Source organism: Pseudoclavibacter sp. RFBG4 (assembly GCF_002931515.1).
GTDB lineage: Bacteria > Actinomycetota > Actinomycetes > Actinomycetales > Microbacteriaceae > Pseudoclavibacter.
Map to the genome: position 1 here is coordinate 1 of NZ_PSYC01000064.1, position 10,932 is coordinate 10,932.

The following is a 10,932-nucleotide window of genomic DNA, read 5'->3' on the forward strand; positions in this document are numbered from 1 at the left end:
CGCCCGCGCTCCTACCCCGCTCGCGCCCCCGCCCGCAGACCTGGGGCTAGAGCACCGCGCACGGGCCAAACGGATGCATATCCCCCGGGTCTGTCCGCGCCCAGGGGCCGCACTCCACTGTGATGTCACAGGTGCGCCGCTCTTGGAGTTCTCCACAGCCGGTTCCCGGTGTCGAGCGCGGGCGACGCCGCGCACGTACCTTCACCGTGTGGCTCCTCCAGACAGACCTCCGCGTTTTCGCAACCAGCTCCCACCCGAGCTCCGGGGCAAGAGCTTCACGGTGGCGGATGCGCAAGACCTGGGTGTGGGTAGGGGCCGGTTGAGGAACCAGGGGCTGGCGCGACCCTTCCATGGCGTTCGCGTCGATAGTGGCGCAGCAGATCCGGCTGACGGGCTGGAGTCGTCATCGTCAGCGGTTCGTCGGCAGCTGCGAGCCCGAGATCTGCAGTACGCGCCGCTCCTCAAGGAAGCGCACGCCTACGGCGCAGTGTCCGCAGCGCGCATCCTTGGCCTGCCGCTCCCGTTGCAACTCCTCCGGGATCCGCGCGTCCATCTCGTCGTCCCTGACGGCACGAACGTCCCTCGGCGCCCAGGAGTCACCACCAGAATCGTCCCGGCACGCCTCTGGCGCACGTTCACGTTCGCTGGCGTCCCGCTGCCCCATCCGGCGCTCCTCTACGGCTTGATGAGCCGCGACCTCCTGCGCTCGAACGCCTCCTCAGCGCGGCCGGACCTCCTCGGCTTCGGGGACGCGCTTGTCAGCGGGGCCGAGAACTACCCGAACCGTCGCTGGCACGGAACGCTCGAGGCGCCCGAGGTCCTGCAACGGTTCGTGGCCGAGTGGTCGCCCGGATTCGGCGCGGCCCTGCTCCGCGAGATGACGCCGCAGATTCGCAAGGAAGTCGAGTCGCCGTATGAGAGCCTTTTGCGCTTCGTGCTTCATGACTCCGGATATCCGGAACTCACTGTTCAGCACTCTCTGCGTGTCCGAGGGAAGGAAGTCGCGCGCCCTGATTGCGCTGATCTCGAGGCGAAGATCGCCTACGACTTCGAAGGGCTCGGTCATCTGGTGAGTCCGAAGCAGTGGAGACGCGACATCCAGCGCGTTCGCCAGGTCACCAATCTGGGCTGGCATTCCGAGCGGCTCACTGCCTCGGACCTTTGGCCGGATCCCAGCGCATTCGTTGCGCACGCGCACGCCCTGCGAGAGCGGCGTCTGCGTCTGCTCGGCAAGCTGTGACACCGGGTAACCCGTGCTGGCTCGAAGGCTGAGGCCCGCGGCACAGACCTGGGGCTGGCGCACGCGCCCAGCCCAACGAAGGTGCCTTCTCCCCACGTCTGCACCCGCGCCAGCGGCAAACCTGGGGCTGACGCATCCTTGACGCGCTCGGCGGATGCACAACCCCCAGGTCTGCGCGGGCCAGCCACAAACCTCGGGCTAACGCATCCGCAACGCGCTCGGCGGATGCACAACCCCCAGGTCCGCGCGGGCCAGCCACAAACCTGGGGCTAACGCACACTCCCGGCCCCGCAGAGGTGCCTCCGCCCCACGTCTGCGCCCGCGCCAGCCACAAACCTCGGGCTGACGCATCCTTGACGCGCTCGACGGATGCAGAACCCCCAGGTCTGCGCGGGCCAGCCACAAACCTCGGGCTAACGCATCCGCAACGCGCTCGGCGGATGCACAACCCCCAGGTCCGCGCGGGCCAGCCACAAACCTGGGGCTAACGCACACTCCCGGCCCCGCAGAGGTGCCTCCGCCCCACGTCTGCGCGCGCGCCAGCCACAAACCTCGGGCTAACGCATCCGCAACGCGCGCGGCGGATGCACAACCCCCAGGTCCGCGCGCGCCAGTCACAGACCTAGGGCTGGCGCACGCGCCCAGCCCAACGGAGGTGCCTCCGCCCCACGTCTGCGCCCGCGCCAGCCACAAACCTGGGGCTAACGCATCCGCAACGCCCGCGCCGGATGCACAACCCACAGGTCTGCGCGCGCCAGTCACAGACCCGGGGCTAACGCACGCTCCCAGCCCCGCGGAGGTGTCTTCTCCCCAGGTTTGCACCCGCGCCAGCGGCAAACCTGGGGCTAACGCATCCGCAACGCGCGCGGCGGATGCACAACCCCCAGGTCTGCGCGCGGGGACTGCGCAGGAGGGCTGGGCGGGTAGGGAGACTGAGAGCGGGCGGGCTTGCTCAGTCCTCCGCGTTCGCGCTCGCCGTCGCGCTCGCCGTCGCCACGATGCGGGACGCCATGGTCGCGAAGATGAACCCATGGAAAGGGAACACGGCTGCCCAGTACAGGCGGCCGAGGAGACCTTGCGGGAAGTAGACGGCGCGCTGCTCGTAGCGGGAGCGGATGCGTTCCCCGTCCTTCAGCTCATCACCGCGCGCATCCGACTCGCTGTCTCCGTCGCCGACCGGCATGGCCCGCATCTCGAGCCACGCGAGCCCTGGGACGCGCATCTCAGCGCGCAGCCTCAGGAGCGAGCCATGCTCGCCGCCGCGCTCGATGGTCTCGACGCGCCAGAAGTCGAGCGCGTCGCCGACTGCGAGCCGGTCCGGGTTGGTGCGACCGCGACGCAGCCCGACCCCGCCGACGAGCTTGTCCATGACGCCGCGGGCTCCCCAGAGCAGCTTCGACGAGTACCAGCCGTTGTCGCCGCCGATGCCCTCGATGACGCGGAACAGCTGCTCGGGCGAGACCGTGCTCTCCTTCGATTGCTCGTCCGTGAAGACCGTCTGCCCCGCCCAGTCCGGGTCAGCGGGCAGCGGGTCGCTTGGCGCGCTGTGCACGTTCGCGTCCCGCCAGCTCGTCTCCGTGGCTCGCTGCTTCTCCCGGCCGAGGGCCAGTTCAACGGCCCGCAGGTAGGTGGTGAGTCCACCCTCGGGCGGCGGGATGAGCGCATCGACGTCGCGGTTCTTGACGACGCACTCGTTCTGCAGCGACTCGACGAGGGGCCGGGCGATGGACTTCGGGATCGGGGTCACGAGGTTCACCCAGCGAGACGCGAGGCCGGGCGTGAAGACGGGCAGCGAGGCGATGGCCCGCTGGCGAAGGCCGGCCTTCACGGCGTACCCGTTCATCATCTGCCCATACCTGAGCACGTCGGGGCCACCGATGTCGAGCGGCCGGTTCACGTCCCCCTCGATGCGGGCGGCGCCGAGCAGGTAATGGAGGACATCGCGAACGGCGATGGGCTGGATGTGGTTGCGCACCCACTGCGGGGCGGGCATGTACGGCAGCACCTCGGTGAGGTGCCGCACCATCTCGAAGGATGCGGAGCCGGAGCCGATGACGATGCCGGCCTGCAGGACGATGGTCGGGACGGGCGACTTCAGGAAGACCTCGCCGACCTCCTTGCGGGAGCGGAGGTGCTTGGAGAGCTTCGCGTCGTCGGGGTGCAGGCCCCCCAGGTAGACGATGCGGGAGACGCCGGCCTTCGCGGCCTGCTCCGCGACGTTCTCGGCGAGCTGCAGGTCGGTGCGTTCGAAGTCGGACCCGGATCCCATGGCGTGGACGAGGTAGTAGACGACGTCGATGTCCTGCATGGCCTCGCCGACGGCCTTCGGGTCGTCCGCGTCGCCCACGACCACGTCGACGTGGTCTCCCCAGTCGTATGCGGCGACGCGTCCGGCGTTGCGGGCCAGCACCCGCACCCGGTAGCCGGCGGTGAGGAGCCTCGGCACGAGGCGACCTCCCAGGTAGCCGGTCGATCCGAAGACGAGCACTCTCGGCGCTGAGCCGTCCGCTCGAGGAACGGCCTTGAGCGCCGGCTCGTTGCCCGTCGGGGCTGGCGTCGCGGGCGTGCTGCTGTTGGCCGGCGTGTGTCCGGTCGTGAAGTCGCTGCCGGACGAAGACGTCGTGCTGTGCTTCGCGGACTCGCTGGCTTGGGCGTTTGGGGGCGTGCCTGGTGATGCCATGATCGCGAGGCTATTGCCCCTGTCTGATCGCAAGATGATGGCTTGACAAAGCGGCACGACAGAGCCCCCGAGGGGAATGCCGCTCGGGGGCTCTGAGGTCGATCTTCGTCGTTCTTCTCGGCGGTGCGCTCTAGCTCTGCACGACCGCGACCGGGTCGGTCGTCGGAAGGCCCGTAGCGGAGCCGCCCTTCGACTCGACCGTGAGGCCGACGGCCATGCCTGGCGCGAATGTTCCGTCGAGCACCTTCACGGCGGGGGCTCCATCGGCCATGGTCAGGACTCCGGCGGGTGCGGGTCCTTCTCCGTCGATGTACCAGAGCTCGTAGTCGTTCTCTTCGGGCAGCTGGGCCATGCCGTCCGCGACGACCGCGGATTTGCCGAGCTCCTGCGACCAGTAGACCGTGACGGTTCCGCCGCCGGCCGCCTCGGTGCGAGCACTGTCGACGTCGGGGGCGGCGAGGATGAGCGCCACGTCTCCGTCGGCGACGGGCTGCTCCTGCGAGTCCTGTCCGAAACCTCCGAAAGCGAGGCCTCCGCCGAGGAACAGGCCGACGGCGAGGACAACCGCGGCAGTCGCGGCGAACATGGCTTGGGCGCTGCTGCGGAACCAGCGGCCGCGGGCTCGTGTCTCCACAGGCCCGAAGTCGTCGTCTCCGGTCGAGGTGCTCGAGACTCCACCGCCGACGGCGACAGAGCGTCGTTCGTCGTCAGAGTCGCGCTCGTCGGCGTCGGTCTCGGGCTCCGGTGCGAGAGACAGCCTGGGCCGCCCCTCCCCCTCAGCGTCCCGCGGAGGAGCGTCGGCAGGTGCCGACGGCGTGCCGGCGTCGGAGGCTCCCGCGGGGGCCGCGGACTCCTTTTCTCCGCCGACCGGGTTCTGCTGCGGGAAGCTGTCGAGCTTCGCGAACAGCGAACCCTTCATGGATGCAGGAGGGGGCACCGGGGAGACTGCGAGCGCGAGCTGCGCTGCGGCCTCCTGGTAGCTCTCGAACTCCTCCGAGAGCTCGCCGTCTTCCAGCAGCTTGTTCAACAGTGCGCGGTCTGCGGCATCGTCGAAGTCGTTGGCGGAGAGCGCCTCTGCAGCAAGCAGCTGCTCGAGCTCCTCACGTTCCTGTTCGTAACTCATGACACCACCCCCAACTCGCGACGCAACCGATTCATTCCGTCTCTGATCCTTGTCTTCACCGTGCCGAGAGGCACCTCGAGCCGTTCCGCGATCTCACTCTGGGTGAGACCCCCGTAGTAGGCCAGGGTGACCGCCTCCCGCTGCTGATCGCTGAGCGCGCTGAGTGCCTTCTGGGCCCTCTTGTGCTCGATGCTGATCTCAGCGGACTCGGCGACGTCGTCGCGTTCCCCTTCGAAGTCCCGTGCCCCGATCTTCAGGTCACGGTCCTTCGATGCCTGGGATGCACGCACCCGGTCGATGGCTCTGCGGTGCGCGACAGTCAGCATCCATGTGGTCGCCTTGCCCTTGCTCGGCGAATACGATGCGGCGGTCTGCCAGATCTCGAGCAGCACCTCTTGGGCGACCTCTTCGGACTGCGCCTGGTCGACAAGCACTCGCCTGATGAGTCCGAGGACACGTGGTGCCATGAGGTCGTAGAGGGTCGAGAAGGCTTCCTTGCTTCCTGTAGCGGTGCGCACGAGAAGGTCCTCTATCTCTCCGATGGCTTCGCTCACAAGTTCAGCTTGCCATCTCGCGAACGTTTCGCGAAGTTCGTTGACTTCGTGTTGGGTTCCTGGGAAGTGCGTTGCTGGGACGTTCGGCCTGGTCTCAACCGAAGGTGAATGAGTAAGCATCCACGCCACCCCCCAGCGTCACGGTCAGTTCTCCCTGCTTGCTCTGGTCCCCTTCGAAGAGGAGGTAGGAGCCCGGGTTGCCTTCGACTTGGATCTCTCGGGGGCCGGTGCCATCGTCGACGGTCACTGTTCCGGACCCGCCGAGCACCATTCGGATGGTCGAGGCGGTGTAGGAGAGCTTGATCTTTCCTCCGTCGTCGCTTCGGATGCCCTGCGAGTCGAGGTTGAAGTCACCGTCGAGCGAGAAGGTGTCCTGCTGCTGCTGCGCGGGGAACGTGAAGCTGCGGTCGCCTTGGCCGTACTCGCCTTCACCTGCGTAGTTCACGACCTTCGTCGGCATCAGGTAGGTCTCTGGTGTCGTGCTTCCGAGTTCCGGCGTGGTGTCCGAGGTGTCGGTCTCGCCGGGGAGCTGAACGTCCGGGTTCGCTTCCTTGAGGAGGTCGCGGATCTGGGCCTCGGTCTCGGCGTAGCCGCCTTCACCGAAGTGGATGGCGCGGACGGTTCCCGTTGCGTCGATCAGGTAGTGGGCTGGCCAGTACCGGTTGCGGTAGTTGGTCCAGGTGCCCAGGTTGTTGTCGAGGGCGACGGGGTACTCGATGCCGAACTCGTCGATCGCGTTGGCGACGTTCGAGGCTTCCTTCTCGAAGGCGTACTCAGGAGAGTGGATGCCGATCACCTGGAGGCCGGCGTCCTTGTACGCCTGGTCCCATGCGGTGACGTGCGGGATGGAGCGGATGCAGTTGATGCAGGAGTAGGCCCAGAAGTCGATGAGGACGACCTTGCCCTCAGAGGCCTCCGCAGCGAGCTGCACCGCTTCGCCGTCAGGGGTGTTCATCCACTCCTGGATGTCGAGGATCTCTGGGGCAGGGCCGCAGTCGCCGAGCTCCGGGTCGCCGGGCGTGCAGTTGGTGAGCTGCTCGTTCTGGTCGTTGACCAGGCCACCGAAGGCGAGCGCCTCCTCGACCTGCTCGTTGGAGTTGAACTGCTCCTGGAGGCCGGCCGTGTAGTCCGGCACGAGGCGCTGGAGGAGCTGCGGGAGGTTGAAGACGAGTCCGATCGCGAGGGCGATCATGACGACACCTGCAGTGATGCGGATGCCGCGCTGGTGCTTGCGGAACGACTTGACCCGCTCGCCGACGCGACGTCCGGCGAGGGCGAAGATGAGGAGCGGGATCGCGGCGCCGATGCCGAACGTCACCGTGAGGATGACGGTCTCGATTCCGATCTGACCGGTCGAGCCGGCAACCGTGATGGCTGCGAGCACTGGGCCGGCGCACGGCACGTAGACGGCGCCGAGCGCGATGCCGAGGAGGAAGCCGCCGCGGTCGGTGTTGACCTGCTTCTGCGGGATCCAGGAGAACGGCTTCTCGAGGAGGTGCTCGAACTTCGGCACGATGAGGCCGACGCCGATGAGGACCAGCACGATGATGCCTGCCCAGCGCAGCACGTCCTGGGGGAGCCCGAGGAGGCTGAGGAGCAGCGAGCCGAGCAGCGTGAAGACGCTGAAGCTCGTAACGAGGCCCAGGATGACGAGGTACGGCCGGGCGGATGCGCGCCGCTTCGTCGTGCGCTCGCTCTTGACTCTCGTCTTGAGCGCGCCCTCGTCAGGCCCTTCGGCCCCGGGATCCTGAGCCTCGGCCTGCATCTCCTCGTCGCTGCGTGCACCCTGCACGCCGCCCGAGAAGAAGATGACGGGTAACACGGGAAGGATGCACGGGGAGATTCCCGTGATGAGGCCTCCGAGGAAGCCTATGAGTCCTAGCGAGATCATGTTGCGCTCCCTGAAGCATGGTTGTCAGGCGGACGTTCATGCCTGTGCACTGCATTCGGAGCCGTGTGCCTATCGGTTTGTCGTTTCCGCGTATTCGATGCGCTCGGTTCGCTCTCTCCACCGGGCGACGGCCCAGGCGCGCTCAGGAGGAAGGCACCGGAAGCCGCCCCATTCAGGTCACGTGCTCGGCGAGCAGGCGGGGACACCTCGCTATGGACGTTCATATAGACGGCCCAGCCGCGCTCAGCGCCGGCCCCGCAGCCGTGCAGCAGCACGTTCGACCAGCCGCACTGAGCGTCGCAGACTGGCGACACGCACGGTGTTGAGGGCGCGAGATCCCCGGAATGGCTGGCATGTGGGGGCCACCGAAGTTTTATTCCGAACTTTTCCAATCCGCTACAGGAGGGCCTCCGAATGCCTTTGTGAACCGCAACGGATGCGGCTCCGGCCCCCCGGCCGAGAAATGAGGAGTGAAGTTATGCGCACTATCACCAGGAAGGGCTCACTCGCCCTCCTCTCGCTGGCGGCCATCTCGACCTTCGGCCTGGCAGCCTGCTCGAACTCGGCCCCCATGGCTGAGACCGACGCCTCCACAGAAGCCTCCCCCATGGAGACTGCAATGGAGACGCCTATGGAAACCTCCATGGAGACGATGGACCCAGCAGCCAACCTCGTCGGATCCGGCTGCGCCGACTACGCAGCTCAGGTTCCGGACGGCGCAGGCTCTGTCCAGGGCATGTCCCAGGACCCGGTCGCAGTTGCGGCTTCCAACAACCCGCTGCTCACGCAGCTCACGGCGGCTGTCTCCGGCCAGCTCAACCCCGACGTTGACCTCGTCTCGACGCTGAACGGCGGAGAGTTCACGGTCTTCGCACCGGTCGATGAGGCCTTCGGCAAGATCGATGCAGGAACGATCGACACGCTCAAGACCGACGCTGACCTCCTCTCGGGCATCCTCACCTACCACGTGGTTGAGGGACAGATCCTGCCTGACGAGATCGCTGGCGACCACAAGACCGTCCAGGGCGAGAACGTCACCGTCACCGGCGAAGGCGACAACCTGATGGTCGGCGACGCCAAGGTCATCTGCGGTGGAGTCCAGACCGCCAACGCAACCGTCTACCTCATCGACTCGGTGCTCATGCCGCCGTCGATGATGTAAGACAAACGCAACTAGCACGACAAACAGATATGGCCCCGGATCTTGCATCCGGGGCCTTTATCTGATTTCTTTTCGCCCAATCTTTCAGTGTTGCGCGAATATCACAGCGAGGGCACGGATTTCCGTGGATTCCCACACAGGATTTCGTTAAGCGGATATCCGGGGGCCACAATGGGTTGTCCGGTTAACGACGCGGCGAAGCCAACTGAGCGCCACAAGCGCCACAGGGGAAGCCAACGTCCGACACCGGCGACTACAGTCAACATCGAACTCTGGAGCTCTCATGGGATTCCTCGCATTCCTTCTTCTCGGACTCATCGCCGGGGCCATCGCGAAGCTCATCCTGCCCGGCAAGCAGGCTGGCGGCTGGATCGCTACCCTCATCCTCGGCGTCGTCGGCGCACTGCTCGGCGGCTGGATCGGCGGCATGCTCTTCGGTGAAGGCGTTGACGCGTTCTTCTCGCTCAGCAGCTGGCTTCTGGCCATCGGTGGCTCGCTCATCGTCCTCGTCATCTGGGGATTCATCACGAGCCGCAGCAGCAGGAACAAGGCGTAAGACGCACACGCACGACCAAGACCTCGGGCCCCGGCATCTTTGCCGGGGTCCGCTGTCGTCTCGGAGACGGGCCGCCGAGCGGACGACCCACCCATCTCCCTGCGCCGAGAGGGCACCTCGACGAAGACCCGTGACCATCTGGAAGCCCCGGAGGTGCCAGTGACCTACCCCACGGCCGATCGTTCGCAGCGATCGCATCAAGCCGGACGCGTCCGCGTCCGCGTCATCCACCCGCGCACTCATGCGGTTCGCCTCGAAGGCCCCGCGGGCGAGCTCACGGACGAGGTCGTGCTCCTCATCTCACGCGCGGGATCCGTCGCGAGCAGCCAGGGGGCACGCTCGACGACCCTCAACCCGCTCGACGCGACGTTCGTGCTGAACTCTGCGCCGCACACCCACCGGTTGCAGGCAGGTTCGATCCTGCACTGCTTCACGATTCCCCGCGAGCAGCTGATGCTCTCCGGCACGGACGCGAGCAGACTGTCGACGTCCCGAGCTGACAGCCGGACCCCGCTCCAGCACTCAGCGGCCGCGTTCCTCACCTCGTACTGCGATTCGCTGCTGGCCGGCTCTGACGCCGATCCTCGCGACGAGGCGACACTCGTGCGCCTCGCCGCCGTGCTGATCCTCGGAGACCACGACGACGGCCGGGACCAGGACCAGCACCAGGACCGGCACCACTAGCAGAGACCGGACCTGCGCTTCTTCCCGCCGCTGGAGCTTCCCGCTCGCGGCGCGGACCCTCGTGTGGTTCGCTCGAGGCATGACCTCACGCACGAGCAGCATCAACCCGCGGCCGAGTCACGACGACAGAGGACCTGCTGAGCGGCGAGGTTCGGCACGTGCCGAGGCCCGCTGGCGTGCGCTGGCGCGTTGGGAGCACTTCACGTCGCTGCCGATGTTCGCGGTCGCGGTCGCCTTCTTCGCGGCGTCATCGCTCCTGCTCATCGACGTGCAGCTGAGCGTGGACGCGCAGAACCAGCTCACAAGCGTCGTCTCGGTCAGCTGGACCCTCTTCATCGTCGAGTTCCTGGTCCGCCTCGTGATCAGCCCTGCGAAGCTCACCTTCGTGCGTTCGCGGTGGTTCGACCTGCTGTCGCTGTTCGTCGTCGTGTTGCGGCCGTTCCTCATCGTCACCTACCTCTGGCGGCTGCCGTTCTTCCGCCGCGGTGGCGCTCGCGCGAAGCGCACCCGCAATGTCCTCGCGGTGTCGATCGCGTCGCTCCTGTACGTGTACACGGCGTCGCTCGGTGTGTACCTCGTCGAGCACAAGACGCCCGGGGCGTCGATCGTGAGCATGGGGGATGCGCTGTGGTGGGGGTTCACGACGATCACGACGGTCGGCTACGGCGACTTCACGCCCGTGACGCTCGCCGGCCGAGCCCTGGCTGTCTCGCTCATGGTGTCTGGCGTGCTCATCGTCGGGTTCGTGAGTGCGACGATCATGTCGGCGATCCGCGAGGACGCGCAGACCATCGCGGCGAAGCTCACGACGAGGGCCCCCGGCGTCGAGGCGGGCGGCTCCCACTCTGAGCAGGCTGCGCGCTGACCAACCGCTGCGCGCTCCCCGACCGCGTCCAGGCGTGGGGTGTCAGAGAGTGGCGCCGTCTGGGCGCTTTTGGGCAACAAAAAAGCCGGGGTTGGTCATCGAGGAGCATCTCTGCTCACTCAACAACCAACCCCGGCTTATGAAGAAGTCCGGCGGTGACCTACTCTCCCACAGGGT

10 protein-coding genes are annotated in these 10,932 nt (G+C 67.0%); 5 read left to right on the forward strand and 5 right to left on the reverse strand.

Annotated features, from left to right (window positions below; translation table 11 throughout):
• Nucleotides 1–409 precede the first annotated feature (409 nt).
• Nucleotides 410–553, reverse strand: a complete 144-nt coding sequence (locus C5E10_RS19270; RefSeq protein WP_181062834.1) for a hypothetical protein — start codon at nucleotides 551–553, stop codon at nucleotides 410–412.
• Between the two features lie 132 nt (nucleotides 554–685).
• On the opposite strand from C5E10_RS19270, the gene C5E10_RS18475 reads away from it, so the two are divergent.
• Nucleotides 686–1,240: a hypothetical protein gene (locus tag C5E10_RS18475; RefSeq protein ID WP_146080342.1), complete on the forward strand. Its 555-nt coding sequence runs from the start codon at nucleotides 686–688 to the stop codon at nucleotides 1,238–1,240.
• A gap of 952 nt (nucleotides 1,241–2,192) precedes the next feature.
• Here C5E10_RS18475 and C5E10_RS18480 read toward each other — a convergent pair.
• The 4 genes from C5E10_RS18480 to C5E10_RS18495 all read right to left on the reverse strand — a co-directional run bounded on the left by C5E10_RS18480 (nucleotide 2,193) and on the right by C5E10_RS18495 (nucleotide 7,488).
• On the reverse strand, nucleotides 2,193–3,920 hold the full coding sequence (locus tag C5E10_RS18480; RefSeq protein WP_104332903.1) for an SDR family oxidoreductase: 1,728 nt from the start codon (nucleotides 3,918–3,920) through the stop codon (nucleotides 2,193–2,195).
• A gap of 130 nt (nucleotides 3,921–4,050) precedes the next feature.
• Nucleotides 4,051–5,043 carry an anti-sigma factor gene (locus tag C5E10_RS18485; RefSeq protein ID WP_104332904.1) on the reverse strand — a complete coding sequence of 331 codons (993 nt, stop codon included), beginning with the start codon at nucleotides 5,041–5,043 and terminating at the stop codon, nucleotides 4,051–4,053.
• The gene (sigK, locus tag C5E10_RS18490) at nucleotides 5,040–5,597 is read right to left on the reverse strand and encodes an ECF RNA polymerase sigma factor SigK (protein WP_236558643.1); all 558 of its coding nucleotides are present in this window, start codon (nucleotides 5,595–5,597) and stop codon (nucleotides 5,040–5,042) included. The genes C5E10_RS18485 and sigK overlap by 4 nt, the downstream gene beginning before the upstream one ends.
• A gap of 94 nt (nucleotides 5,598–5,691) precedes the next feature.
• Entirely contained in the window at nucleotides 5,692–7,488 is a 1,797-nt protein-coding gene (locus C5E10_RS18495) for a cytochrome c biogenesis protein DipZ (RefSeq protein ID WP_104301574.1), read from the reverse strand.
• 478 nt (nucleotides 7,489–7,966) lie between these two features.
• On the opposite strand from C5E10_RS18495, the gene C5E10_RS18500 reads away from it, so the two are divergent.
• From C5E10_RS18500 to C5E10_RS18515, 4 genes are all read left to right on the forward strand, one after another.
• Nucleotides 7,967–8,650, forward strand: a complete 684-nt coding sequence (locus tag C5E10_RS18500) for a fasciclin domain-containing protein (RefSeq protein ID WP_104332905.1) — start codon at nucleotides 7,967–7,969, stop codon at nucleotides 8,648–8,650.
• 283 nt (nucleotides 8,651–8,933) lie between these two features.
• Nucleotides 8,934–9,206, forward strand: a complete 273-nt coding sequence (locus C5E10_RS18505; RefSeq protein WP_104332906.1) for a GlsB/YeaQ/YmgE family stress response membrane protein — start codon at nucleotides 8,934–8,936, stop codon at nucleotides 9,204–9,206.
• 159 nt (nucleotides 9,207–9,365) lie between these two features.
• Nucleotides 9,366–9,890, forward strand: a complete 525-nt coding sequence (locus C5E10_RS18510; RefSeq protein ID WP_181062835.1) for a hypothetical protein — start codon at nucleotides 9,366–9,368, stop codon at nucleotides 9,888–9,890.
• A 79-nt stretch (nucleotides 9,891–9,969) separates the two neighbouring features.
• Entirely contained in the window at nucleotides 9,970–10,755 is a 786-nt protein-coding gene (locus C5E10_RS18515; RefSeq protein ID WP_146080343.1) for a potassium channel family protein, read from the forward strand.
• Nucleotides 10,756–10,932 lie beyond the last annotated feature (177 nt).